This window comes from Arthrobacter sp. 'calajunan' (assembly GCF_046940185.1).
GTDB lineage: Bacteria > Actinomycetota > Actinomycetes > Actinomycetales > Micrococcaceae > Glutamicibacter > Glutamicibacter soli.
In genome coordinates this window covers 1-24,892 of sequence record NZ_JBKZDY010000013.1, presented here as the reverse complement: position 1 = coordinate 24,892, position 24,892 = coordinate 1, and the positions used below count along the sequence as shown (strand labels likewise).

Below are 24,892 nucleotides of genomic sequence, written 5' to 3'. Positions count from 1 at the left end.
GGAGGGTAATACCCTAGGAGTGTGAGCACCTTGACGCAGAACCCCCGACCCGAGTTCAGCCTGGCCATCGTCGGAGCCGGGCCGCGCGGCACGAGCGTTGTCGAGCGCCTCGCCGCACTGGCCCAGAAGCTTCCCGATGCGGCGGCGCGTGTGCGCGTGACAGTTTTCGATCCGTACCGTCCGGGCTCGGGCCATGTCTGGAGCCCGAAGCAGTCGGACCACTTCCTGATGAACACTCCGGCCTCCTTCCCCACGGTGGCCCCGGAACGCCGGGGCAGCGAACCCGGGCTGAGCTTCCGCCAGTTCGTCGCCGCGCAGGGGGACGGCAAGCGGATGAGCGAAGCCCACGCTGCGCAGCTGCACGGCATCCAGGACGGCACCTATCCTGCCCGCGCGCTCTACGGCGAATACCTGGAGCACGTGTACGACACGAGTGCCGCGATCCTGGCCGCGCACCCCGGCTTCGAAATTTCCCATGTGCAGGCCGAGGTCGTGGCCGTGCGCCCCGAAGCGAACGGCTACCGCGTGGAATTCCGCCGCGGCCCGGAAGGGCAAGGCACAGCTGAAACGCTGGAAACCGACGGAGTGGTGCTCGCCCTGGGGCACCAGAGCGCGGAACTGAACCCGTGGCAGAAGCAGCTGCAGCGTTCGGCCGCCCAGTCCGGTGCCACCTACATGCCCCCAAACGTGCCAGCGGACCTGGACTACTCGCAGTTCGCCGAGGGCCAGCCCGCACTGGTCAGGGGACTGGGGCTGAACTTCTTCGACGGCATGGCGGAGCTGACCGCCGGCCGCGGAGGCATCTTCCGGGAAGTCGGCGACGAGCCCGGCTCCCGGTTCGAGTACGTGGCCTCCGGGCGTGAACCGCAGCTGGTAGTCGCCTCGCGCCGCGGAACGCCGTACTGGGGCAAGCCTGTGGTGGACCAGTTCATCCCGGACGAGATCAGCCTGCACCATTTCGACGCGGAAGAGCTCATCGGCAGGCTGGCCGAGGCGCGCGCCGGGAACCCAGAGGCGGCGCTGGTCTTCTCCCGGCATATCTGGCCGAGCCTGCACCGCGACATCCTGCTGGCCTACTACCGCCAGTGCGCCGTGAACTGCGACGGCCGCTGGGAGATTCCGGCCGCCGAATTCATCCGGTCGCTCGAGGCGATCCTGGACGCTGAGCACCACGAAGGCAGCCAGGTCTGGCTGGGCAAGCTGCGCGAATTCATCGCCGGCTTCCCGGAGCTCGAATGGCTGGACGTGCCGGCCCTGGCCCGCCCCTTCGACGAGGTGGGCTTCGGCTCCAGCGAGGAGTACCAGCAGGCGGTACGCGACTACATGCAGGAGAACGCGCGGCGCAGCGCCGCCGGACTGGAAGATCCGCTCTCCCGCGCCATCATGACCATGAACCTGGGGCGCATGGTCATCAAGGACCTGGTCGCCAATGGGATCCTGGACGAGCAGTCACGCATCGAGGAAGTGCAGGCGCACTTCGAGCCGCTGGTCGAAGGACTGTCCTCCGGACCGCCGCTGCAGCGCATCGAGCAGCTGCTCGCGCTGTCGCGCGCCGGACTGGTGACCTTCGTCGGGCCGGATCCGGAATTCGGTTTCGACGAGGTCAACGGCCAGTTCACCGCCTCGTCGCCCTGGGTAGATTCGGAAGTGCACACCGCCCGGACGCTGTGCGAGGCCATGATGCCCGCCAACCGCGTCTTGCAGAACGACACCCCGCTGATCACCCAGCTGCTGTCCGAGCATGTGGCCCGGGTGCACACCTGGAACAACGCCGAAGGCGGGGTGCTGCCGGGCAGCGGCTTCGACGTGGTGGGACAGCCCTACCGGCTGGTCAACAGCGAGGGGATGGCGCACCGGGGGATTTTCGTGCTGGGCTTGCAGCTGTCCTCGGTGCAGTGGGGCACTGCCATCGCAGCCCAGGCCGGGAGCATCGAGAACCCCGCGGCCAGAACCTTGCAGGACGCGCAGTATGTGGTCAACGAGGTCGCCCGGCTCGTGGGGCTTCCCTACAACGAGCTGCAGCTGGAGCACGGCGCACCCGCTTATGAGATGCAGCCGTAGGTTCCAAGGAGTTCCCGTGGAATGAAAAACCTCCGGAACTCGGGGAACCGAGAACCGGAGGTTTCTACTCACGCGGATGGTATGGGATTTGAACCCATGAGACGGGGTTGCCGCCTACTGGTTTTCAAGACCAGCTCCTTCGGCCGCTCGGACAACCATCCAACCCGAAAAATTATACGGCATGAATAGCTAGGGACAGGAATTGGCAACGATGAACGACGTTATGAACGCCTATATTTACCGCGAAGCCGGCGGCCCGGAAGTGATCGAAGCGCAGCAGCGCGAAGTGCCTGTGGCGGGGCCGGGGGAGGTGCTGATCAAGACCGCGGCCTTCGGGCTCAACCGGGCCGATGTCCAACAGCGCCGCGGCGTGTATCCGCCGCCGCCCGGCGCGAGCGACATCCCCGGACTGGAAGTGTCAGGAACCGTTGCGGCACTGGGTGAGGGCGTCACCGGGTGGAACCTCGGGGACCGGGTGGCCGCACTGTTGGCCGGCGGCGGCTACGCCCAATACGTCAACGTCGCCCAGGAACTGCTGATCCGCATCCCCGACGGCATGTCCTTCACCGACGCGGCCGCGCTGCCCGAGGTGGCCGCCACCGTGGTGTCCAACCTGTTCCTGGAAGGCGGGCTGCGCCAGGGGCAGAGCCTGCTGGTCCACGGCGGCGCCGGAGGCATCGGTTCCATGGCGATCCAGCTGGCCAAGGCCGCCGGGGCTACCGTCTACGTGACCGCGTCCTCGGCCGACAAGCTGGAGTACTGCGCGCGGCTGGGCGCGGATGCGGGGATCAACTACAAGGACGAGGACATCCTGGAACGCGTCAAGGAACTGACCGGCGGCCGCGGGGTGGATCTGATCCTGGACGTGGTCGGCGCCAAGTACCTGCAGTTGAACCTCAAGGCGCTCGCCGTCGGAGGCCGGCTGGTAGTCATCGGACTGCAGCAGGGTGCCAAGGCGGAGTTGAACCTGGGACTGCTGCTGGCCAAGCGCGCCAGGATCATCGGCACCACGCTGCGGGCCAGGCCGCTGTCCGAGAAGTCGGAGATCATCCAGGAGACAGTGCAGCGCGTGATGCCCCTGCTGTCGGAGGGCAAGCTGGAGCTGAACGTCGGCAAGTCCTTTGAATTTTCCGAACTGGCCAGGGCCCATGAATATTTCGACTCCGGCGTGCATACCGGAAAAATTGTCATCGAAGTTTGATTTGTCCCCATCGGGTGGGCGTAGAGTGACAGGCATATCCCCAACATCGTGACCTGCGGCATAGCCGCGGGTCACGTGCATCACTTGTCCCCCTACGAGGAGGTTGCTCCGAGTGAGTACCCAGAACACCCTGCCCCCAGCCGGCGTGGATCCGGATGTGGCCGAACAGGAAGAGAAGCGCTGGACCCCGCTGCGCATCGCGGTGTGGATCGCCATTGCGCTGGTCGGCGGCATCGCCTGGTCCATGCTGGCTTTCTCCCGCGGCGAGACCATCAACGCCATCTGGTTCGTCTTCGCCGCGGTGGCGACCTATCTGATCGCCTACCGCTTCTACTCGAAGTTCATCGAGCGCAAGATCGCCAAGCCCAACGACTTCCGCGCGACCCCGGCCGAAAGCATCAACAACGGCCGTGACTACGTGCCCACCGACCGGCGTGTGCTCTTCGGCCACCACTTTGCCGCCATCGCCGGCGCAGGCCCGCTGGTCGGGCCGATCCTGGCAGCCCAGATGGGCTACCTGCCGGGCACCATCTGGATCATCGTCGGCGTAGTGCTGGCCGGAGCAGTCCAGGACTACCTGGTCATGTTCTTCTCCATGCGCCGCGGCGGCCGTTCGCTGGGCCAGATGGCCCGCGAGGAGCTCGGCCTGATCGGCGGCACCGCCGCGCTGATCGCCACCTTGGCGATCATGATCATCATTACCGCCATCCTGGCGCTCGTGGTGGTCAATGCCCTGGGCGAATCCGCATGGGGCGTCTACTCGGTCGGGCTGACCATCCCGATCGCGCTGTTCATGGGCATCTACCTGCGCTTCATCCGCCCGGGCAAGGTGCTGGAAGTGTCGATCATCGGCTTCGCGCTGCTGATGTTCGCCATCATCTCCGGACGCTGGATCGCCGAGTCGCCGTGGGGCGCCGAGCTCTTCCACCTGGACCGCACCACCATCGCCTGGGCCATCATCATCTACGGCTTCATCGCCGCGGTGCTGCCGGTCTGGCTGCTGCTGGCTCCGCGCGACTACCTGTCGACGTTCATGAAGATCGGCGTGATCCTGCTGCTGGCCGTGGCGATCCTGGTGGTCCAGCCGCAGATCAGCGTCCCGGCCGTGTCCGAGTTCGCCTCGCGCAACGACGGACCGGTGGTGGCAGGGCACCTGTTCCCGTTCCTGTTCGTGACGATCGCCTGCGGCGCGCTGTCCGGCTTCCACGCGCTGATCTCCTCGGGCACCACCCCGAAGCTTGTCGAGAAGGAGAAGCAGACCCGTTTCCTTGGCTACGGCGGCATGCTGATGGAATCCATGGTGGCCATCATGGCGCTGGTCGCGGCGATCTCCATCGACCGCGGCGTGTACTTCGCGATGAACGCGTCCTCGGCCGCCACCGGCGGCACCGTGGAAACCGCGGTGGCCTTCGTGAACTCGCTGGGGCTGGCCGGGGTGAACCTGGAACCGGGCACGCTGAACGAGCTGGCGAACAACGTCGGCGAGAACAGCGTGGTTTCGCGCACCGGCGGCGCACCGACGCTCGCCGTGGGCATCGCCCACATCATGCACCAATGGTTCGGCGGCACCGCGATGATGGGCTTCTGGTACCACTTCGCGATCATGTTCGAGGCGCTGTTCATCCTGACCGCCGTCGACGCCGGCACCCGCGTGGCACGCTTCATGCTGCAGGACACCATCGGCAACTTCCTCCCGAAGTTCAAGGACAACTCGTGGCGTCCGGGCGTCTGGGTGTGTACCGCCATCATGGTGGCTGGCTGGGGATACATCCTGATCCTCGGCGTGACAGACCCCTTAGGCGGCATCAACACGTTCTTCCCGCTGTTCGGCATCTCCAACCAGTTGCTTGCGGCCATTGCGCTGGCGGTTGTCATGGCCATCATGGCCAAGCGCAACCAGTTCAAGTACCTGTGGGTGGTGGTGCTGCCGCTGGCCTTCGCCGTGGTGGTCACGTTCGTCGCCAGCTGGCAGAAGATCTTCTCCCCGGATGTGAAGGTCGGCTACTTCGCCAACCACTTCGCATACAAGGACGCGTTGGCCGCCGGCGAGACCTCGCTGGGCTCAGCCAAGACCGTCGAAGCCATGGAAGCTGTGGTCCGCAATACCGGTGTCCAGGGCTGGCTGTCCGTGGTCTTCCTGATCCTGACCGCCGTGGTCATCACCTCGGCCATCGTCGCCACGGTGAAGGCAAAGATCAATGGCGGAGGCGAGGACACCGAGGATCCGGTGGTCGAATCCAGGATGTACGCTCCGTCGGGGCTGATTTCCAGCCCTGCCGAGAAGGAGCTGGCGGCGGCCTGGAAGCAGGTTCCCCCGGAGCACCGGATCCACCGGGGCGGGCACTAGCGATGGCCGGCCTGCGTGAACGCCTGGGCCAGGCGAAGCGGTTTGTCGACGGGGTGCTGGGAGCCGACAAGTACCAGCACTACCTTGAACACCATGCGCGGACCCATCCGGGGCAGACCCCGATGACCGAGCGGGCGTTCTGGAAGGACTACTCCGACTGGCAGGACAAGAACCCGCAGGGGCGCTGCTGCTGACGTCGCGCAACCCCCGGCAAGGACGGGCAACCACAAGGTGGTTGCCCGTCCTTCCGTTGGGGGCCGACTGTGACATTTCGATATACAGCAAGGCGATACCGACCGGTAGGCTTGATACTGACTTGAAACGACAAACTGCAAAGTAGAGCGATGGCATTCTTCTCACGTTTGCGTGCACAGCGTGCGGCAAACCGCGAATTGGGCGAGGGCGTGTGGCGCCGTGCCCACGATCGCTTCACCCGATCCCTGGATCGCATATTCCAGGTGCTCGAAGGCATCAACGACGTCGAGGTCTACAACCAGCTGGTGAAGCCGGCTAACGAGATGGCCGATCTGCTACCGGTGGTGCGCCAGCTGTGCACCGATGCCCAGCGGATCACTCCCAGCGAGGATGAGGTGATTCCGCAGGCCACCGCCAGCGTGCACCGCTCGCTGACCAAGTCTGCCAACGACCTGGCGACCACCGCCCAGGTGATCGCCATGATGCGCATGCAGGCTGAAGCCGGTTCGCCGATCAATGTCCTGTCTGTTGTGCACCGCGCCCAGATCGTGAAAGAGGACGTCAACCGGGCCGCACAGCTTTTGGAAACGCTCAAGTAAAGCTACCTTACGATGTTCCTGAAAATCCCTGCGGCCAGGGCTGGGGATGCACTAGATTAAGTGCATGACCCAAACTGTTCCAGAACTGAAATTCCACGACGGAAACACCATCGACCAGCTCGGCTACGGCGTATGGCAGGTGCCTGACGCCGAGGCTGAAATCGTGGTCGGCAAGGCCATCGATGCGGGCTACCGCCACATCGACACCGCCAAGATCTACGGCAACGAAGAAGGCGTCGGCCGCGCCATTGCCGCATCCAGCGTCCCGCGCGAAGAACTGTTCATCACCACCAAGGTGTGGAACGCCGACCAGGGCTACGAGAACACCCTGGCCGCCGCCGACGCGTCGCTGCAGCGTCTGGGCTTGGACTACGTCGACTTGTACCTGATCCACTGGCTGCAGCCCAAGCGCGGCACCTACGTGGACACCTGGAAGGCCTTGATCCAGCTGCAGAAGGACGGCAAGGCCAAGTCCATCGGCGTCTGCAACTTCACCATCGAGGCGCTGGAAGAGCTCTACGCCGAGACCGGCGTGCGCCCGGTAATCAACCAGGTGGAAACCCACCCGTACTTCCCGCAGTCCGAACTGCGCGCCTACGAGGCGCAGCACGGCATCCTGCACGAGTCCTGGTCCCCGTTGGGCCAGGGCGGCGACCTCCTGACCGACCCGGTTCTGGTGAAGATCGCCGAAAAGCACAAGGCCTCCGTGGCGCAGGTGGTCATCGCCTGGCACCTGGCCCTGGGCAACGTCGTCATCCCGAAGTCCGTGACCGATGCGCGCATCATCGAGAACTTCGCCTCGCTGCAGCTCACCCTGGATGACGAGGACCTGGCCGCGATTAACGGCCTGGACCGGGGAGCCGAAGGCCGTATCGCCGCCGACCCGGCCACCGCAGATTTCGCCTAGCACCCACTGCGGATGCGAAAAGGTCCTTGGTTTCAGCTGAAACCAAGGACCTTTTCTCCACATGGAGCCCCCTGCCGGATTTGAACCGGCGACCTGCTTGCTACGTGTTTTGCACTGCTCGCTGCATTTGCCCATCTAGTTGTCGTGCAGGGGCAGATATATGGCACTTTCGTAAAAACGCGGCTACGAAGGGTGCCTTTGTGACACGAATTAGTGAATTCGCGGACGAGGTGAAGGAACGCTGTTTGCGCTCCTACCGATCATGCGGGAGTGAGCATTTCAATTCTTCGGTGTAGACCCTTGGTGGCTTCATTGAAGAGTGGATGCCACCATCCCTCGTCCTGCGCCTGATGGGTTACCAATGGAATCGCGCTGGCAAGAGCATCGAGAACTATGCGCACTTGCCGGGACGCGGCTGCGGATCTGAGTCCCCAACTCATTGCTTCTGCCAATAGATGGTCTGCCGTTAAGTCGTCCAAGAATGCTTCGCCGCCAATGCGCAGTGAAAGCTCGCGGTCAAGGTCAGGCCAGACGGCAGTTGGCACAACATCATATGCTGGTGCGAGGCTGACGCCGTTTCTTTGGAGCAGTAGCGAAATATTTCGTGCGTGCATGTCGCAATTTCCGATGGCCATGTTGCATGCGAGCATTTTCAGCAGTTTGATGATTTCCGGAAGTGGTTTCGATGCGTGTGTTTTGAGTGCTTCTGCGACCTGAACAAGGTTTGGCGACCCGTGGGCAACTTGCTGATATTTGGCGGTAATGCCCAGCACTTGGCAAAAGTCTTCCTGGTGGATTCTTCTGACCACCCCGGTGTCAGGAGCAACTTCCCGATCGTATCTTCGAACCAAGATCGCCTTACGGCCTTGGATGTCCAGAACTTCTGCTTCCGCCGCTTCGACGCCGTTGGCGATAAGTTGCGTATGGTTCAGCAGTTTGAGCGCGAAAGTCTCCAGCTGGGCAATGCCGGGCCAGAGTTCTGATCCGTCTTCCTTTAGCCTGGCTGGCTTCAATATGTGTGTTGAAGGGCGGCCGTCAATCGGTACCCCGATTCTGTCGCCGTCCTTGACCACCAACAACTTGCCTTGCACGCCACCCAGACTGACGCGGACTCGTCGATCAATTGAAGTCCCCAACGGTGCTGTCGGGAGCTCGGCTAGATCGATGGGCAGTTCGTCAGGAGTCCGCCACAATACGTCTTGGCCGCTGAGCTGCGAATCGCTGGAATCGAGTACTTGTGTGGCACCCGCGCATTCCCTGCCATAGGCCCGCAACATTCCGTAGATATCTCCGGGAGCTACGCGTGCGCTATTAGCCAGACTGGTCCTAATCGGATCTTCAGGTAGCAATCCGGCCAAGAAGATGTCGGTGGCTACCGTCGGATATGGCTCTTGGCGCACTGGAAGGCGGACAGATAGCAATGGATGCAACGGGCCGTACTGGTCAACTGCGGACTAAAGATATTGCAGCGCCGCACCGCACATTTCGTCCGGAAGGAGATTAGCCACGTGTACTCCGTTGAGGTGGACCATCAGCATTTCCGTCATGGCTGCTGTCGTTTCACTCGCGATGCGGCAAGACCCGCGGTGCGAGTCAGGAGTTCATTTTTCAGTACGCGTGTTTCACGAAGTTCTCGTGGCGCTGCCAGTAGTTCGAGGCCCAATGCGTCGAGTACTTCTCCTAAGATCGCCAGCGTTCCGAACTTTCCATTTTCCATGGAGCTGATCTGCTTCCGTGAAATGCCCAACTGCTCGGAGAGCTCTTCCTGGGAATAGCCCAGTTCTATTCTCCGGTGTCGAATGGACTGTGCCAGCAGTTTGTCGTTTTGCGGCATCGCCTACGAACCTCCAGTAATGTGGTCAGTATTGCCGCGTTAGCACGAATCCATGCTAATGCCCCTTTATTTGACCCAATAACAGTATTTGCATCTAATGTGCCAGACATGGGGACAATAATCGGATTCTGGTCGAGTGAGCATGGGTGTGCTGGTAGGGATTGTTATGCGGACTTGCTCCGCGAACTTCCGGTTGCCGCAGCTACTCAAGGGCGATGTCGGTGCACTATCCCGGAGACTGATGGGGGAGAGATGCTAGATCGCGATTCAAGTCCCACTTGATGTGGAAGTCAGCTCATTGATTTGCGGCGAAAGGGCGAAATCGGCAATTAGGCGATATGCGAAAAACCCCGGGACTGTGCTCGCACAATCCCGAGGTCTTCTTCCCATCGAGCCCCCTGCCGGATTTGAACCGGCGACCTGCTCTTTACGAGGGAGCTGCTCTACCCCTGAGCTAAGGAGGCCTGCGCCTGCAAGCAGGCACTGTGTAACTTTATCCAAGTAGAACTAGCAACGTCAAAACGACGGGCGAATTCGCGCTGCCAATTAGCAGACGGTGCCCGCTTCGGGGACCTTGCCGTCAATCAGGTAGCCGTCCACGGCGTCGGTGATGCACTGGTTGGAGCGTCCGTACGCGGTGTGGCCGTGGCCCTCGTAGGTCAGCAAGGTGGCGTTCTGAAGCTGTTCGGCCAGCGACTGCGACCAGGCGTAGGGAGTGGCCGGGTCGCCGGTGGTGCCGACCACCAGGATCTGATTGGACCCCGGAGCGTCCAGCGACTCGGGCTGGCCGGTGGCCTTGTAGCTCCACTTGTCACAGGTGAGCTCGCCGTAGGCCAAGTACTTGCCGATCGTCGGGGAGGCCTCTTCCAGCGCCTTGGCGTCAGCCTCCATGGCCTGCTCGCTCGCGTCCATCGGGCGGTCCAGGCAGTTGACCGCGGTGAACGCATCGGTCGAGTTGGATCCGTAGCTGCCGTCTTCCTGGCGGTCGGCGGACAGGTCGGAGAAGTACAGGATCTGGTCCACGTCGCCCTGCATGGCCGCGGCCATGCCCTGGGTCAGGTACGGCCAGTTCATGTCGTCGTACAGCGGGATGATGAAGCCGTTGATGAAGTCGATGATCGGCACGGTGCGCCCGTCCGAGGACTCCAGCGGCTGCTGTTCGATGCGCGCGAAGAAGTCCTGCAGCTGGGTTTTGGCCTCGTCGAGATTTCCGGTGAACGGGCAGTTCTCGCCTTCAAGGCAGTTCTGCAGCCACGCGTCGATCTCGCCTTCGAAGCCCTGGGCCTGGGCCAGGGTCAGTTGCTGCGCTGTGGCCAGCGGGTCCATGGCGCCGTCCAGCACGAACCGGCCGACCTTCTGCGGGAAGAGATCGGCGTAGGTGGAGCCGAGGAAGGTGCCATAGGAGTAGCCCAGGTAGTCAAGCTGGGTGTCGCCGAGCACGGCGCGGATGATGTCCATGTCCTTGGCCGCGGAGACGGTGTCCACATGTCCGAGCAGGTCTCCGGTGTTTTCCGCGCAGTCCTTGGCGTAGTCCTCGGTATCGGCCTCGACCTCGTCGCGGTCCGCCGGATCCCAGGCCTTGAGGTTCTCCTGGCGGCTAGCGTCGATTTCCTTGTCGGTTTGGCAGGTCACCGGGGTGCTCTGCCCTACGCCGCGGGGATCGAAGCCGATGATGTTGTAGGCGCGCTGCAGGTCGTTGCTGAGCATCAGCTGGACCGATTCGGCGACCATGTCCAGCCCCGAGCCGCCGGGGCCTCCGGGGTTGACCAGCAGGTTGCCCTGCGCGCCGTCGACGGCGCGGCGGTTCAGCGCCAGCGTGATGCTGTCCTTTTCCGGTGCCGCGTAGTCCAGCGGGACCTCGATGTCAGCGCATTCGATGGTGCTGCCGCACTTTTCCCAATCAACCTGCTGGGTGTAGTACTGCTGAAGTGCAGGGACCTCGGTCTTCGTGGCGTCGGCTGCGTTGCCCGCGCCGTCCTCGCCGGAGGTCGGCGCACAGGCGGTCAATCCCAGGGCGAGCGCGGCGGCCGTGGCGGACAGGCGGTACAGGTTGCGTCGTGCGGACAAGATGGTGGTCTCCTTGGGGGTGGATGCGCAGTCCGGGTGGGGGAATCCGGGAAGCTAGCGGCGGCCGGGGTTCTGCAGCAGCCGGGCCATGAGGGCCTCGAGCGCCATGAGCTGGTTGACGTTGGCGGCGATGCGCCGGCGGGTTTCATCGATCGCGTCGATCTGCGACAGGGTCTTTTCGCGGCTCTGGTGGGCGGCGAAGGCGTTGAGCTTCTCGCGCAGGTGCTCGTTGACCAGCTCGACCTGGGTGTGCAGCTGCAGGCTGAGCACGTCGCGGAAGAAAGTGGTCAGGTCCGTCAGGGTGCGGTCGATGGCGTCGAAGCTGGCGCGCCGGGCGAAGCGCTTGGCGTTCTCTTCCAGCTCGCGGAACTGCCCGCGCAGCCCGGCGGGGATGTTCTCCTCCTCGCCCAGGCCGTTGGCCTTGCGCAGCTCGGCGACCTTGTGCTGCAGGTCGGCGCCGGTGATGTGCTCGGCGCGCTCGGCCGACAGCTTCGAGATCTCCGCGGCGGCCTCCATGGCCTGCGGCAGGGTGGTCACGCGCAAAGGCAGGGTGACGACCTTCTCGCGCTGGATGCGGGTCTGTTCGTCGCGGGCCAGCAGGCGGGCCACGCCGATGTGCGACTGCGAGGCGCGGGCGGCGAAGCGCGCCAGTTCCAGGTCCAGTCCGTCGCGGCGGACCAGCAGCTGGGCGACCTCTTCGGTGGAGGGGATGGACAGGTTCACTGCGCGGCAGCGCGAGCGGATGGTGACCAGCACGTCGGCCGGGGACGGCGCGCACAGGATCCAGATCATGTTCGCCGGTGGTTCCTCGATGGCCTTGAGCATCACGTTGCCGCTGCGCTCAGACATGCGGTCGGCGTCTTCGATGATGATGATGCGCCAGCGGGCCTGGGAAGCCTTGTCCTGGGCCTGGGTGATGATCTCCCGCACGTCCCTGACCTGGTACTCGAACTTCTCGGTCGAGATGAAGGTGACATCCGGGTGCTTGCCGGCAACGACGCTGACGCAGGTGGGGCAGGCGCCGCAGCCGGCGGGGGATTGGGTGCACTGCAGCGCCGCGGCGAAGGCGCGTGCGGCGGTGGTGCGCCCGGAACCCGGGGGACCGGTGAACAGCCATGCGTGGGTGGGGTCGCCCTGGTCGACCTGCTCGGTCAGCGTGGTGATGACACGCTGCTGGCCTGCCAGGTCCGCGAAGACCGGGCGGATCACAGCAGGTCCTCCAGATGCGCGGTGATCTGCGCCTGCAGCTGCTCGATGCCCTGGTTGGCGTCGAGCACCAGGTAGCGTTCCGGAGCCTTGGCGGCCAGGTCCGCGAAGGCGGTGCGGATGCGGTTGTGGAAGGCATCCGGCTCGGATTCCAGCCGGTCCGATTCCTCGACGCCGCCGGTGCCGGCGATGCGCCGGGAACGGCCGTCGGCCGCGGAGATGTCCAGCAGGATGGTGGCGTCCGGGGCCAGGCCGCCGGTGGCGAAATTGTTGATGGAGGCGACAGCCTCCACGCCGAGCTCGCGCCCCACGCCCTGGTAGGCCAGGGAGGAATCGACAAAACGGTCGCAGACCACGTGGGTGCCGGCTTCCAGCGCCGGGATGATGACCTGCTGGACGTGGGCCGCGCGGGCCGCGGCGTACATCAGGGCCTCGGTTCGGGCGTCGATCTCTCCGTGCCCGTGCTCCAGCACCAGGGCGCGCAGCTCCTCGCTGATCTGCGTGCCGCCCGGTTCGCGGGTGGTCAGCACGGTGGCGTTGCGCTCCCGCAGCCACTGGCTGGTGCGCTGGACCTGGGTGGACTTGCCGGCGCCGTCGCCGCCTTCAAAGACAATGAACAGGCCGCGGGCAGGGGCGGACGAATCGATACTCACCCCACTAGCCTAACGAACCTGCCTGTGGATCCCGTGCGATGAAATGAAGTGAAACGCTTCGGGACGCAGACAAACGCCAGGCGTAATCTGGTGGATATGACCAACCCCGCAGAATCCGCCGCCCCTGTTGCCTCTTGGGATCCCAAGACCTTGATCGTTGCCGGGGGACGTCCGGCCCATGGGCTGGACGCTCCGGTCAACCACCCGGTGACCTTCACCTCCACCTACCACTCGCAGGGGATCGCCGCTGCAGGCGAAAAGGTCTACGCGCGGTTCTCGAACCCCACCTGGGATCCCTTCGAGCAGGTGCTCGGCGCGCTGGAGCGCTCCGAGCTGCCGGCGCTGGTGTTCTCCTCCGGCATGGCGGCGATCGCCGCGGCGCTGAGCCTGGTGCCCGAGGGCGGGACCATGGTGCTGCCGGCCCACTCCTACAACGGCACGCTGGGCCTGGCCAAGGAACTGGAAACTGCCGGGCGCTTCACCCTGCGCCCGGTGGACGTCGCCGACACCGAGCAGGTGCTCGGCGCGCTGCAGGGCGCGGACGTGCTGTGGCTGGAATCTCCCACCAACCCGATGCTGGAAGTCGCCGAGCTTCCGGCGCTGCTGGCCGCCGCCAAGGCGCAGGGCGTGCTGGGCATCGTGGACAACACCTTCGCCACCCCGCTGCTGCAGCGGCCGCTGGAACTGGGCGCGGACCTCGTGGTGCATTCGGTGACCAAATATCTGTCGGGGCATTCGGATGTCATCATGGGCGCGCTGGCCACCCGCGACGAAACGCTGCACACCAAGCTGCACGGCTACCGCACCCTGCACGGGGCGATCGCCTCCCCGATGGACGTCTTCCTGGCGCTGCGCGGGGTTCGCACCATGGCCGTCAGGCTGGAGCGCTCGCAGGCCAACAGCAAGCTGCTCGCCGAGCGCCTGGCCGCGCACCCGAAGGTCAATGTGGTGCGCTATCCGGGCCTGCCGCAGGATCCCGGCCATGCGCGAGCCAGTGAGCTGATGGACGGCTTCGGCTCGGTCATCGCCTTCGAAGTCGGGTCCGCCGCGCAGGAGGCGGATGCGGTGGTCGCGGGCTTCGGCCTGATCACCGCGGCCACCTCGCTGGGCGGGGTTGAAACCCTGGCTGAACGCCGTGCCCGGCACGCCTCGGAGCCGGCCACTGTCCCGGCGAACCTGATCCGCCTTTCGGTGGGCATCGAGGACGTGGAAGACCTGTGGAACGACCTGTCCCAGGCGCTGGAACGGATCTGAGGCCAGCGCGGATATCAGCCGCGTGGCATGTGAAGCGCGGAGCACGAGTCGACGGTAAGGTGAAAACATGCAATTCATGAATCTTGCGTTCCTGATCGAGGCCTACATGTTGCGCGCCCTCGGGATTGTCATCCTGGTGCTGGCCGTCTGGGCAGTGGTTGATTGCCTGCGCCACCCGGCAGACCGCTTCGCCCAAGAGGGCAAGCGCACCAAGGGCTTCTGGACCGCGCTGACCGTCGGCAGTGCCGTGGTCGCGGCGTTGTCCGTGCTCAGCGCAGGCAGCGGCGGATTCCTCCAGCTGATCGGCGCCTGCGTCGCCTGCGTCTACCTGGCCGATGTTAAGCCCGCAGTGAGCGGCAAAGGCGGCGGCTGGTACAACTACTAGCCCGGTCCTCCGGCGAAGTTTTCGGCTCAACCCGGGTCGCAGCATGTAATACATGTCGCGGCCCGGGTTTTGCGTTCGGCGGTAACGTTCAGCCGGAGATGCCCCGCCATTGGATAAGATGGAAATCATGAGCCACACTTTGATTTTGCTTCGCCACGGACAGAGCGAATGGAACGAAAAGAACCTTTTCACCGGTTGGTACGACGTGTCGCTGACCGAAAAGGGTCGCGCAGAGGCCGCCCGTGGCGGCCAGCTGCTGGCCGAGGCAGGCTACAAGCCTGAGGTTCTGCACACCTCGCTGCTGACCCGCGCCATCGTCACCGCGAACCTGGCGCTGGAAGCCGCCGGGCGTTCGTGGATCCCGGTCAACCGCGACTGGCGCCTGAACGAGCGCCACTATGGTGCGCTGCAGGGCAAGGACAAGGCCCAGACCCTGGCCGAATTCGGCGAGGACCAGTTCATGCAGTGGCGCCGCAGCTACGACACCCCGCCGCCGGCGCTGGCCGACGACTCCGAGTTCAGCCAGATCGGCGACGAGCGTTACGCCGCATTGGGCGACGACGCACCGCGCACCGAATGCCTCAAGGACGTCCTCGAGCGCCTGCTGCCGTACTGGGAGAACAACATCAAGGCCGACCTGTCCGCAGGCAAGACCGTCATGGTGACCGCGCACGGCAACTCGCTGCGCGCACTGGTCAAGCACCTGGACGGCATCAGCGACGAGGACATCGCCGGACTGAACATCCCGACCGGCATCCCGCTGGTGTATGAACTGGACGACAACTTCCAGCCGATCACCGCCGGCGGAACCTATCTGGATCCAGAAGCCGCGGCTGACGCCATCAAGGCAGTCGCCAACCAGGGCCGCTAGCCAACCCGGCTTTTCGGCGGCACCGCCCCGGCCAGCTCCCACAAGCTTGGCCAGCGGTGCCGCCGTTGCTGTTTAACGGGAGGTTGCCATGAAATCTCCGGCTGTGAGCGAAACCATGACTAAGGATTGTCTTTTTGGTATTACTATGCTGTAATCTCCTATTTCGAATAGGCTCAATGGCTCACGTTAGGAATGCAATTCGTGGCAACTGATTACGACGAAGTCCGCCCGGACGTTGCCGAGGCGCGCAAGGCTTCTCTGGACGCGGTTAAGTCCGCCAACGCACCAGACGCCAAGTCCGTGGTGCGCGAGCTCGACGAAACCGATCACACCGACGGCATGGACCTGCCAGGTGCAGACCTGTCCAACGAGGAACTGACCGTTACGGTCATTCCGCAGAAAGACGACGAATTCATCTGTGGTTCGTGCTTCCTGATCCGCCACCGTTCACAGCTTGTACGTGAAGAGGGCAATGTAGGATTCTGCGTCGAGTGCGAAGGCTAAGCCTTCCCTAGACGCCGTGCTCTGCGAATGCGCAGAACACATTGACCGTAGAGGCCAACCGCCGAGGTGGCCTCTACAGTCGTTTAAGCCGGATTTCCGGGCCGCGTCAGGGGCTTGCCGTCGATTAAGCCAGGACGCCGCGGGCGCCGGGGAATTCTCCCCGGCGCCCGCGGCGTTCAAGCTGGTTTGGTGCGCCTAGACCTCTGACGGATCCCATTCACCGGTCACCAGGTAGGTGACCTTGCGGGCGACGGAGACGCCGTGGTCGCCGAAGCGCTCCAGATAGCGGCTGGTCAGCGACACGTCGACGGTGGTCGGCGCATTCGCGGTCCAGGCCTCGTCGGCCACCTGGGTGAACACGCTGGCGTGGAGGGCGTCCAAGCGGTGGTTCAGTTCGATGATGTCGCGGGCAATCTGCAGGTCGCGGGTGTCCAGGAGCTTCGCGACGGCCTGGGCGATCTGGATGTCGAGTTGGGCCATTTGCGAGAAGGTGCCGGTGATTTCCGATGGCAACGCACGGCTCGGGAAACGAAGGCGGGTCAACTGGGCCAGGTGGCGGGCCAGGTCTCCCATGCGTTCCAGCGAGGCGCTCATGCGCAGCGAGCCGACGATCATGCGCAGGTCCGAAGCCACCGGACCCTGCAGCGCGAGGGTGTCGATGGCGCGCTCATCAAGCTGGTTCTGCAGGAAGTCGATCTTTGCATCGGCGGCGATCACTTCCTGGGCCAGCTCCACATCGGCGTTGGCCAGCGATTCCCACGCCCGGTCCATGGCGACGGCAACCTGGTTCGCCATCTCGATCAGCTCTTCGCCGATCTGCTGCAGATCGGCCTGAAATACCTTGCGCACGTAATATTCCCTTTCAAGGTTCGGAAGGTGCTCACGCCCGCGTGAACATGGTTCTGTTTTCGGGCATGGCGGAGGGTCTGAATCCAGAATGCCAGCGGGTGATTAACGATTATTCCCGGAAAGGTGAACGTTTGGTGAACAGCGCGCCGAAATGGCTGTTTTCGCGTCATCTGCGGACAAAAGTCCCATGGATGAAAGATAGTCTAAAGATGTGAACGAAGTAATCTCGATCTTGATTGCCGCGGTGCTCGGTTTGGCGCTGGGAGTCGTGGGCATCTTGGCCTTCCGGTTCTCGCAAAGCCGCACCGCCCGGCTGCCCGAGGTCGACGAGCCAGTCTTGCCGGAAGGCGCCGCCGCGGTGCTCTCCGTGATCGGGCGCGCCTTCGTCATCCTCGACGACGTCGACGGAGTGGTCCGCGCCAACCCCGCTTCCTACGCCTACGGCCTGGTCCGCGGGCACACCCTGGTGCACGACGAGCTGCTGGCGCTGGTGCGCCAGGTGCGCGCCGACGGCGTGATCGCCGAAAGCCAGTACGAGCTGCAGCGCGCGACCCTGGGTGCCGGGCAGCTGATCGTGCATGTGCGCGTGGCCCCGCTGGGGGACGAGTACATCCTGCTGCTGGCCGACGACCGCACCGAGATCACCCGCACCGAGGCGATGCGCAACGACTTCGTCGCGAATGTGTCGCATGAATTGAAGACCCCGGTCGGCGCGATCTCGCTGCTGGCCGAGGCGATCAGCGAAGCTGCCGACGACCCGCAGGCGGTGCTGCGCTTCTCCACGCGCATGGGCAAGGAATCACGGCGCCTGGCAGCCTTGGTGCAGGACATCATCGAGCTTTCGCGGCTGCAGTCCAGCGACGCGATCACCCACGGCCGCGAGTTCCAGCTCGCCCCGGTCATCGCCGAAGCGGTGGACCGCAACAAGCTGCTCGCAGAGGAAAAGGGCATCACCGTCTCGGTGGGCGGCAGCCTGGAGGAAGAGCTCCACGGGGATCCGGATCTGCTGATGACCGCGTTGCGCAACCTGATCGACAATGCGATCCGCTACTCCCCGCCGAACACCACCGTGGGCGTGGGGGTGCGGCAACGCGACGGCTACGCCCAGATTTCCGTGACCGACCAGGGCCCCGGCATTTCAGCGGAGGACCAGGAACGCGTATTCGAGCGCTTCTACCGCGTGGACGGCGCCCGCTCGCGCCAGACCGGCGGCACCGGGCTGGGCCTGAGCATTGTCAAGCACGTGCTGGCCAACCACGGCGGCGAGGTGTCGCTGTGGTCGCAGCCGGGCCAGGGCTCCACGTTCACACTCAGACTTCCCATGATGGATGAAGAACCGGCTGCAGCGCTTGAGCCGGCCGCAGATATGAAGAAGAAACAAGCGGTTGCCGCGTCTGCGGAAGACCGTGAAGGAGGACGCCGATGACCCGCATCTTGATTGTCGAGGACGAGGAATCGCTTTCGGACCCGCTGTCCTATTTGCTGGAGCGGGAGGGATTCGAGGTCAGGGTCGCCGACGACGGGATTGTCGCGGTGAGCGAGTTCGAACGCCATGGCGCGGACCTGGTCCTGCTGGATTTGATGCTCCCCGGCCAGCCCGGCACCGAGGTGATCCGCCAGATCCGCCTGAACAGCCAGGTTCCGGTCATCATGCTCACCGCCAAGGACTCGGAGATCGACAAGGTGGTCGGCCTGGAGCTGGGCGCCGACGACTACGTCACCAAGCCGTACTCCTCGCGCGAGCTGCTGGCCCGCATCCGGGCAGTACTGCGCCGCCAGGGCGAAAGCGAAGAGCTGGTCAGCAACGTGGTGACCGCCGGCCCGGTGCGCATGGACGTGGAGCGCCACATCGTGTCGGTCAACAACGCCGAGGTGGCCATGCCGCTGAAGGAGTTCGAACTGCTGGAAATGCTGCTGCGCAATGCCGGACGCGTGCTGACCCGCGGCCAGCTGATCGACCGCGTCTGGGGCAGCGACTACGTGGGCGACACGAAGACCCTGGACGTGCACGTCAAGCGCCTGCGCTCGAAGATCGAAGGCGACCCGGCGGCGCCGGAACTGCTGGTGACCGTGCGCGGCCTGGGATACAAGTTCGTGGCCTAGCGGGAACTGCCCTGCCGGGAGCCGCTGCGGGCGGCGGCCGCCGGCAAGCAGAAAACCCCGGCGGTGCCTCACTGTGCAGTGGGCGCCGCCGGGGTTCGTCTGTTCTGAAGCCTAGTGTCCGGACTCGGACTTAGGGCTTGGAACCAGGTGCTCGTTGGTGCTTGCCTCGTAGCCGCCCGGAACGAAGTCGCGGTATTCGGCCAGGGTTCCGTCAACCACTGGAACCGAGAAGTCTACGGTCGTGCCGGACACGGTGAACTTGGTGTCGGCGTGCTGGCCGGCCATGATGCCCAGGTCGCTGATGACGGTCTTGTTCTTCTCGTCTTCCAGCTTGGTCTGGCCCTCGGCGGCGACCTTGACGGTGACAGGCGAGGCGTTGCCGGCCTTGATCTGAAGGCTCAGGTCGGACTTGCCGTCGTTGACGACGGTGCCGATCAGGCGAGCGTTGGTGGCCTCGGCGTTGGTCACGAACATCAGGTTGCGGACCTCGGCATCGGCAACGTCGACGTTGATTCCGTCGCTGGCTGCGTAGTCGATATCGGTGGCCTGCTGGTTGATGGCGCCACAGCTGGTGACACCGAATGCCAGGGCAGCCACAGCGAGGGACGCGGCAACGCGGCGTCCAACGGTCATGCGTGCGGTGATCACGACACTAACTCCTCGGTGAGAATAATGAGATGCTTCGGTTCGCGGCCGCGTGAAACGGTCGGCACCTAAGGATCAGTGCAGACAGCCGTATTGACCACGATTACCTCTAAGCCTAGCCGTTTTTTGGTCAAAGACGCGATTTAGCGACGTGCAACACACACTTTTCGACAGCTTGTAGACAAGTTGCCCGATGGGGAAAGGGGCAGGTGGGCAACGTGCACACTCTTTTCATACCACGTTCCTCCGGCGATTGGAAGAGGGAATTCCGCATGATTTCGCGGTTATTCGGGGCACGGTGGAACCGGCGTCCGCGCCAGACATGGTAGACTGGAAGGTGGGAAAGGGGTTTATCCACATGGTTTTTGAGGTTGGCGAGACTGTTGTCTACCCGCACCACGGCGCTGCAACGATCGAGGAGATCAAGCTGCGCAAGATCAAGGGCGAAGAGAAAATGTATCTCAAGCTTCGCGTAGCTCAGGGAGACCTGACTATCGAAGTTCCCGCCGACAAGATTGATCTGGTTGGCGTGCGAGACGTGGTAGATCCGGAGGGCTTGAACCATGTGTTCGATGTCCTGCGTGCTGAATTCACCGAAGAGCCGACCAACTGGTCGCGCCGTTACAAGGCGAACGTTGAGAAGCTTGCTTCCGGTGACGTCATCAAGGTGGCTGAGGTTGTCCGCGACCTGTGGCGCCGCGAGAACGACCGAGGCCTCTCCGCTGGCGAGAAGCGCATGCTGGCCAAGGCGCGCCAGGTCCTGATCAGCGAAATGGCGCTGGCCAAGGATCTCGACGAGACCAAGGCCGAGGGGTTGCTGGACGAGGTTCTGGCTTCCGCCTAGGAAGAATCACCTGACAACACCGCGGGGCGCATCACGCGCACCCGCGGTTTTGCATTTAACCCGACGGCCGGTGGCCGTCGCCCGGGCGCGATAAGCTCTTCCCTGTGAACCAAGTGAAACAGCGCAACGCATCGGTGATCCTGGTGGCCGCGGGAATGGGCACCCGGCTGGGCGCCGGAATCCCCAAGGCCCTGGTGGAAATCGCCGGCAAATCCCTGGCCGAGCACGCGGTGGACCGCATCCTGGAAGTGCCCGGGATTCGCGAGGTCATCGTGGTGACCCCGCCCGGCGACGACCGCCTGGCCGAAGCGCTGCGTGGCTACCCCGATTCGGTGCGCACCGCCCCCGGCGGCTCGAGCCGCGCCAGATCCGTGCGCAACGGGCTGGCTCAGGTCTGTCCGGATGCCGAGCTCATCCTCGTCCACGATGCCGCCCGCGCCTTCGCCCCCGCCGCGTTGTTCCAGCGGGTGCTGGAGCAGCTGGAAGTTCCCGGCTGCGACGCGGCCATCCCCGCGCTGCCCGTCACCGACACCATTTCAGTCGTCGCTACGGACCCTGCCGGCAGCGAGCTGGTGGTGCAGACCCCCGACCGCTCGACCCTGCGCGCGGTGCAGACCCCGCAGGGATTCAGTGCCGCCACGCTGCGCGAAGCGCACGCCGGGCTCGGGACGCTGAGCGAAGAGCAGCTCGCTGCGGTCACCGACGACGCCTCGATCGTCCGCGCCGCCGGCGGCGCGGTCCATGTGGTGGCAGGGGACGCCCGGGCGCTGAAGGTCACCCACCCGGATGACCTGGCCGCCGCCGAACAGCTGGCCGCCGCAACCACCGAAGCACCCCACAGGAATGAGCCCCAGGACATGCTGCTGCCCCGCGTCGGCACCGGGATCGACATCCACGCTGTAAGCACCGACCCGGAGCGCGAAATGTGGCTGGCCGGGCTGTACTTCCCGGAAGACATCGGGCTGTCAGGGCACTCCGACGGCGACGCCGTGGCCCATGCCGCCTGCGATGCACTGTTCTCCGCCAGCGGCATCGGGGACCTGGGGACCCACTTCGGCGTCGACCGCCCGGAGTTCGCCGGGGCCAGCGGCGTCAGCCTGCTCACCGAAGCGGCGCGCCTGGTCCGCGAGGCAGGATTTGAGATCGGTAACATCGCGGTGCAGTTCGTCGGGCGGCGCCCGCGCTTCGGCGCACGCCGCGAGGAAGCCAACCGCGTGCTCTCCGCGGCGACCGGCGCACCGGTGAGCATTACCGCCACCACCAGCGACGGGCTGGGATATGAAGGCGCCGGGGAAGGCATCACCGCCTACGCGACCGCACTGGTCTACGAACGCCCCTAGGCTCCATCCCGGAAGCTGGCGGGGCGGCGCTTAGCGCGGCGAGCTCCAAGCCCCGCACGCAAGCGGCAGGTTCTTCGGATAACCTTAAACCGTGAGCCTGCGATTCTATGACACCAAATCCGCTTCCGTACGCGATTTCCAGCCGCTGACCGACGGTGAAGTGAAGCTGTACTACTGCGGCGCCACCGTGCAGGGCATGCCGCACGTGGGGCACGTGCGCAGCGCCATCGTCTTCGACGTGCTGGTGCGCTGGCTCGAGTACCGCGGCTTCGCGGTCACCACGGTGCGCAACGTGACGGATATTGATGACAAGATCCTGGAAAAGTCGGCGAACTCCTTCGCCGAGGATTTCACCGCCGACGAGTACTACACGCCGCGCGAAGAATGGTTCGCGCTGGGCTACCGGTTCGAGCAGGAATTCGCCCGCGCCTACGAGACGCTGGGCGTGCGCCGCCCGACCTACGAGCCCCGCGCCACCGGCCACATCACCGAGATGCACGAGCTGATCCAGCTGCTGATCGACCGCGGCCACGCCTACCCGGCCACCGACGGCTCCGGGGACGTGTACTTCGACGTGCGTTCCTATCCGCAGTACGGCGCGCTGACCCGCCAGAACATCGACGACATGCAGGCGGCCACCGACGCGGATCCGCGCGGCAAGCGCGACCCGCGGGACTTCGCGCTGTGGAAGGGGCACAAGGACACCGATCCACTCACCGCGTCCTGGCCGAGCCCCTGGGGACGCGGACGCCCGGGCTGGCATCTTGAATGCTCCGCCATGGCCACCAAGTACCTCGGCACCCACTTCGACATCCACGGCGGCGGGCTGGACCTGCGTTTCCCGCACCACGAGAACGAGCTGGCGCAGTCCGCGGCCGCCGGCCACGGCTTCGCCAACTACTGGATGCACAATGGCATGGTCACCTACGAGGGCGAAAAGATGTCCAAGTCGGTGGGCAACACCATCTCCCCGCAAGAGATGCTGGAGCTGGCCGACGCCCGCGTGGTGCGCTACTTCCTGGGCCAGGCGCAGTACCGCTCCATGCTGGACTACCGCCCGGACTCCTTGACGGAGGCCGGCGCCGCGGTGGAGCGCATTGACACCTTCATCTCCAACGCCCGCTACCGGCTGGGCGAGGCCGCGCAGGCCATCACCGCCACGCACGTGCCGCAGGCGTTCGGCGCCGCGATGGACGACGACCTGAATGTGCCGATGGCGCTGGCCTCGCTGCATGAGACGGTCCGCCACGGCAACGCCTCGCTGGACGCGCATGAGGACGGCGCGGTGGCCGAGGCGCTGGGCCAGGTGCTGGCGATGACCCGGGTTCTGGGGCTGGACGATGCCCGCCAGGACACCGGAGCCGCGGCCTCGGCCGAACAGCAGGTGCTTGACACGCTGATCCAGGCGCAGCTGGCTGAACGAGCCGAAGCCCGCGCCGCCAAGGACTGGGCCCGCTCGGATGCCATCCGCGACGCGCTGGCCTCCGCCGGAATCACCGTAGTTGATTCAGCGGACGGCGCCCGCTGGACCCTCGAGAACTAAAACGACTTCAAACCAAAGGACAAGCAGATGAGCAAGAAGGGCCCAACCAAGGGTAGTGGCGGTAAGGGACGCAGTTCCCTCAAGGGCAAGGGCCCGACCCCCAAGGCGGAAGACCGCCCGTACCACAAGGCCTACCGCAACAAGCAGCTGGCCGAGCGTTCGGCTGCCAAGCGGACCGAGAACAAGCGCACCGACCGCATCCGCGTCAACGCCGAATACGTCACCGGGCGCAACTCCGTGGTCGAAGCGCTGCGCGCCGGCATTCCGGCCAAGGCGTTGCACGTTGCCATCCGCATCGACGTCGACGACCGCGTCCGCGATTCCCTGAAGCTGGCCGCAGAGCAGGGCATCCCGCTGATGGAAGCCTCCAAGACCGAGCTCGACCGCATGACCGACGGCGCGATCCACCAGGGCCTGGCCCTGCAGATCCCTTCGTACGAGTACAAGGATGCAGTCCAGCTGGCGACCAAGGTCGTCAAGGACTACGAAAAGGGCTACCGCACCGCGCAGCCGCTGCTTCTGGCCCTGGACGGCATTACCGATCCGCGCAACCTGGGCGCCATCGTGCGTTCGGCTTCCGCCTTCGGCGCTGACGGCGTGATCATCCCCGAGCGCCGCAGCGTCGGCATGACCGCTTCGGCCTGGAAGACCAGTGCCGGCGCAGCAGTCCGCGTCCCGGTGGCCAAGTGCACCAACCTCACCAATGCCCTGAAGGAAATCAAGGCCGCAGGCATCTTCGTGATCGGCCTGGACGCCGGCGGCGACATGCAGCTGCCGAACTTCGAACTGGCAACCGGTCCGCTGTGCATCGTGGTGGGCTCCGAAGGCAAGGGCCTGTCCCGGCTGGTCCGCGAGCACTGCGATGCGATCGTCTCGATCCCGATCAACTCCGCCATGGAATCGCTGAACGCGTCGATGGCGGTGGGCATCTCGCTGTACGAGGTCTCGCGACTGCGTGCAGAAGAAGCCAAGTAACTGCATCCCTGACCGATAAGGCTGTAATCCGCGCACTGAAATGCGCAGATTACAGCCTTATTGCGTTAAGTGAGCCGCTTCATAAACATGTTTTTTGGGGTAATTCCGGGAATTCAAGCCTGTTTGATCGGGGAAATCCCCGGAATCATGCGGAATTCCCGTCTCCTATCCGGGGAACAGGCCGATTTTGCGTGGGGGTGCAGGGCGTGTAGAGTTTTATCTCGCGCCGCTGACACGGACTGAACGGAAACGGACGGGATGTCAACGCGAAGCGAACAGGCTTGGAACGCCGAGTTGACACTGGTCAACGAGGTGGTAAGCTTGAAAAGTTGCTCCGGAGCGAAGCAGCTCGAACCCTTCGGGTTCGGGATGCGGTGTCGAGAGTGTTTGTTGTTTGAGAACTCAATAGTGTGCCAAGTTTGTTGATACCAAATTATTTTTTGTTTGGTGAATACGAAACATTTTGCTTGGGATGATGCACCCCCGTGTGTTGTTCCGAGTGTTTTTAT

At 64.4% G+C, this 24,892-nt stretch carries 23 protein-coding genes and 2 tRNA genes; 16 read left to right on the top strand and 9 right to left on the bottom strand.

The features are described from left to right. Window positions 1–21: 21 nt before the first annotated feature. Window positions 22–2,061, top strand: coding sequence for an FAD/NAD(P)-binding protein (locus tag RF641_RS15895; RefSeq protein WP_424573584.1), 2,040 nt, complete (start codon window positions 22–24; stop codon window positions 2,059–2,061). Window positions 2,062–2,134: 73 nt separating this feature from the next. Here the strand turns inward: RF641_RS15895 and RF641_RS15890 are convergent. After that, window positions 2,135–2,222: transfer RNA gene (locus RF641_RS15890), tRNA-Ser, on the bottom strand. Window positions 2,223–2,284: 62 nt separating this feature from the next. Between RF641_RS15890 and RF641_RS15885 the strand changes: the two genes are divergently transcribed. From RF641_RS15885 to RF641_RS15865, 5 genes are all read left to right on the top strand, one after another. Beyond that, the gene (locus tag RF641_RS15885; RefSeq protein ID WP_053799312.1) at window positions 2,285–3,262 is read left to right on the top strand and encodes an NAD(P)H-quinone oxidoreductase; all 978 of its coding nucleotides are present in this window, start codon (window positions 2,285–2,287) and stop codon (window positions 3,260–3,262) included. Between the two features lie 112 nt (window positions 3,263–3,374). Continuing rightward, window positions 3,375–5,609, top strand: a complete 2,235-nt coding sequence (locus RF641_RS15880) for a carbon starvation CstA family protein (RefSeq protein ID WP_424573583.1) — start codon at window positions 3,375–3,377, stop codon at window positions 5,607–5,609. A 2-nt stretch (window positions 5,610–5,611) separates the two neighbouring features. Next, complete coding sequence (locus tag RF641_RS15875; protein WP_053797362.1) at window positions 5,612–5,803, top strand: YbdD/YjiX family protein; 192 nt, start codon at window positions 5,612–5,614, stop codon at window positions 5,801–5,803. 150 nt (window positions 5,804–5,953) lie between these two features. Beyond that, window positions 5,954–6,403, top strand: a complete 450-nt coding sequence (locus RF641_RS15870) for a hypothetical protein (protein ID WP_424573582.1) — start codon at window positions 5,954–5,956, stop codon at window positions 6,401–6,403. A gap of 64 nt (window positions 6,404–6,467) precedes the next feature. Then, entirely contained in the window at window positions 6,468–7,310 is an 843-nt protein-coding gene (locus RF641_RS15865) for an aldo/keto reductase (protein WP_047117948.1), read from the top strand. A gap of 260 nt (window positions 7,311–7,570) precedes the next feature. Here the strand turns inward: RF641_RS15865 and RF641_RS15860 are convergent, their stop codons facing one another. The 6 genes from RF641_RS15860 to tmk all read right to left on the bottom strand — a co-directional run bounded on the left by RF641_RS15860 (window position 7,571) and on the right by tmk (window position 13,070). Further along, window positions 7,571–8,731: a HipA domain-containing protein gene (locus RF641_RS15860; RefSeq protein ID WP_424573601.1), complete on the bottom strand. Its 1,161-nt coding sequence runs from the start codon at window positions 8,729–8,731 to the stop codon at window positions 7,571–7,573. Window positions 8,732–8,853: 122 nt separating this feature from the next. Then, the gene (locus RF641_RS15855) at window positions 8,854–9,144 is read right to left on the bottom strand and encodes a helix-turn-helix domain-containing protein (protein ID WP_120991427.1); all 291 of its coding nucleotides are present in this window, start codon (window positions 9,142–9,144) and stop codon (window positions 8,854–8,856) included. 392 nt (window positions 9,145–9,536) lie between these two features. Beyond that, window positions 9,537–9,608 (bottom strand) — tRNA-Thr (locus RF641_RS15850). A gap of 82 nt (window positions 9,609–9,690) precedes the next feature. Further along, window positions 9,691–11,211 (bottom strand): alpha/beta hydrolase, encoded by a 1,521-nt coding sequence (locus RF641_RS15845; protein ID WP_424573581.1) that lies wholly within the window; start codon window positions 11,209–11,211, stop codon window positions 9,691–9,693. A 54-nt stretch (window positions 11,212–11,265) separates the two neighbouring features. Continuing rightward, window positions 11,266–12,420 carry a DNA polymerase III subunit delta' gene (locus RF641_RS15840; RefSeq protein ID WP_424573580.1) on the bottom strand — a complete coding sequence of 385 codons (1,155 nt, stop codon included), beginning with the start codon at window positions 12,418–12,420 and terminating at the stop codon, window positions 11,266–11,268. After that, on the bottom strand, window positions 12,417–13,070 hold the full coding sequence (gene tmk, locus RF641_RS15835; protein WP_161450135.1) for a dTMP kinase: 654 nt from the start codon (window positions 13,068–13,070) through the stop codon (window positions 12,417–12,419). Before tmk ends, RF641_RS15840 begins: the two co-directional genes overlap by 4 nt. A gap of 96 nt (window positions 13,071–13,166) precedes the next feature. On the opposite strand from tmk, the gene RF641_RS15830 reads away from it, so the two are divergent. From RF641_RS15830 to RF641_RS15815, 4 genes are all read left to right on the top strand, one after another. Then, a complete protein-coding gene (locus tag RF641_RS15830) occupies window positions 13,167–14,324 on the top strand; it encodes a trans-sulfuration enzyme family protein (RefSeq protein ID WP_424573579.1) in 1,158 nt (385 codons plus the stop codon). 67 nt (window positions 14,325–14,391) lie between these two features. Continuing rightward, complete coding sequence (locus RF641_RS15825; protein ID WP_052772188.1) at window positions 14,392–14,709, top strand: DUF2516 family protein; 318 nt, start codon at window positions 14,392–14,394, stop codon at window positions 14,707–14,709. A gap of 127 nt (window positions 14,710–14,836) precedes the next feature. Next, window positions 14,837–15,580, top strand: coding sequence for a phosphoglyceromutase (locus RF641_RS15820; protein ID WP_047118194.1), 744 nt, complete (start codon window positions 14,837–14,839; stop codon window positions 15,578–15,580). Between the two features lie 201 nt (window positions 15,581–15,781). Then, window positions 15,782–16,084, top strand: coding sequence for a DUF4193 domain-containing protein (locus RF641_RS15815; RefSeq protein ID WP_038993831.1), 303 nt, complete (start codon window positions 15,782–15,784; stop codon window positions 16,082–16,084). A 195-nt stretch (window positions 16,085–16,279) separates the two neighbouring features. Here RF641_RS15815 and phoU read toward each other — a convergent pair whose 3' ends face one another. After that, the gene (phoU, locus tag RF641_RS15810) at window positions 16,280–16,933 is read right to left on the bottom strand and encodes a phosphate signaling complex protein PhoU (RefSeq protein WP_053797368.1); all 654 of its coding nucleotides are present in this window, start codon (window positions 16,931–16,933) and stop codon (window positions 16,280–16,282) included. Window positions 16,934–17,144: 211 nt separating this feature from the next. Here phoU and RF641_RS15805 point away from each other — a divergent pair, with 211 nt between their 5' ends. Continuing rightward, a complete protein-coding gene (locus RF641_RS15805; protein ID WP_047117925.1) occupies window positions 17,145–18,359 on the top strand; it encodes a sensor histidine kinase in 1,215 nt (404 codons plus the stop codon). Further along, window positions 18,356–19,036 (top strand): response regulator transcription factor, encoded by a 681-nt coding sequence (locus RF641_RS15800; protein ID WP_047117924.1) that lies wholly within the window; start codon window positions 18,356–18,358, stop codon window positions 19,034–19,036. Before RF641_RS15805 ends, RF641_RS15800 begins: the two co-directional genes overlap by 4 nt. 111 nt (window positions 19,037–19,147) lie before the next feature. Here the strand turns inward: RF641_RS15800 and RF641_RS15795 are convergent, their stop codons facing one another. Continuing rightward, window positions 19,148–19,684 (bottom strand): hypothetical protein, encoded by a 537-nt coding sequence (locus RF641_RS15795; protein WP_424573578.1) that lies wholly within the window; start codon window positions 19,682–19,684, stop codon window positions 19,148–19,150. A 355-nt stretch (window positions 19,685–20,039) separates the two neighbouring features. On the opposite strand from RF641_RS15795, the gene RF641_RS15790 reads away from it, so the two are divergent. From RF641_RS15790 to rlmB, 4 genes are all read left to right on the top strand, one after another. Continuing rightward, entirely contained in the window at window positions 20,040–20,525 is a 486-nt protein-coding gene (locus RF641_RS15790; RefSeq protein WP_047117922.1) for a CarD family transcriptional regulator, read from the top strand. Window positions 20,526–20,629: 104 nt separating this feature from the next. After that, entirely contained in the window at window positions 20,630–21,865 is a 1,236-nt protein-coding gene (ispD, locus tag RF641_RS15785) for a 2-C-methyl-D-erythritol 4-phosphate cytidylyltransferase (protein WP_424573577.1), read from the top strand. A 91-nt stretch (window positions 21,866–21,956) separates the two neighbouring features. After that, window positions 21,957–23,408, top strand: coding sequence for a cysteine--tRNA ligase (gene cysS, locus RF641_RS15780; RefSeq protein ID WP_161450139.1), 1,452 nt, complete (start codon window positions 21,957–21,959; stop codon window positions 23,406–23,408). A gap of 27 nt (window positions 23,409–23,435) precedes the next feature. Continuing rightward, window positions 23,436–24,383, top strand: coding sequence for a 23S rRNA (guanosine(2251)-2'-O)-methyltransferase RlmB (rlmB, locus tag RF641_RS15775; RefSeq protein WP_047117919.1), 948 nt, complete (start codon window positions 23,436–23,438; stop codon window positions 24,381–24,383). The last annotated feature ends 509 nt before the right edge of the window (window positions 24,384–24,892 follow it).

What these genes read in the sequence shown, in the direction of transcription:
- RF641_RS15800 (WP_047117924.1), top strand. Translation starts at nt 18,356, where the DNA reads ATGACCCGCATCTTGATTGTCGAGGACGAGGAATCGCTTTCGGACCCG.
- RF641_RS15790 (WP_047117922.1), top strand. Translation starts at nt 20,040, where the DNA reads ATGGTTTTTGAGGTTGGCGAGACTGTTGTCTACCCGCACCACGGCGCT.
- rlmB (WP_047117919.1), top strand. Translation starts at nt 23,436, where the DNA reads ATGAGCAAGAAGGGCCCAACCAAGGGTAGTGGCGGTAAGGGACGCAGT.
- RF641_RS15870 (WP_424573582.1), top strand. Translation starts at nt 5,954, where the DNA reads ATGGCATTCTTCTCACGTTTGCGTGCACAGCGTGCGGCAAACCGCGAA.
- RF641_RS15820 (WP_047118194.1), top strand. Translation starts at nt 14,837, where the DNA reads ATGAGCCACACTTTGATTTTGCTTCGCCACGGACAGAGCGAATGGAAC.
- RF641_RS15830 (WP_424573579.1), top strand. Translation starts at nt 13,167, where the DNA reads ATGACCAACCCCGCAGAATCCGCCGCCCCTGTTGCCTCTTGGGATCCC.
- RF641_RS15885 (WP_053799312.1), top strand. Translation starts at nt 2,285, where the DNA reads ATGAACGCCTATATTTACCGCGAAGCCGGCGGCCCGGAAGTGATCGAA.
- RF641_RS15825 (WP_052772188.1), top strand. Translation starts at nt 14,392, where the DNA reads ATGCAATTCATGAATCTTGCGTTCCTGATCGAGGCCTACATGTTGCGC.
- RF641_RS15865 (WP_047117948.1), top strand. Translation starts at nt 6,468, where the DNA reads ATGACCCAAACTGTTCCAGAACTGAAATTCCACGACGGAAACACCATC.
- RF641_RS15875 (WP_053797362.1), top strand. Translation starts at nt 5,612, where the DNA reads ATGGCCGGCCTGCGTGAACGCCTGGGCCAGGCGAAGCGGTTTGTCGAC.
- RF641_RS15855 (WP_120991427.1), bottom strand. Translation starts at nt 9,144, where the DNA reads ATGCCGCAAAACGACAAACTGCTGGCACAGTCCATTCGACACCGGAGA.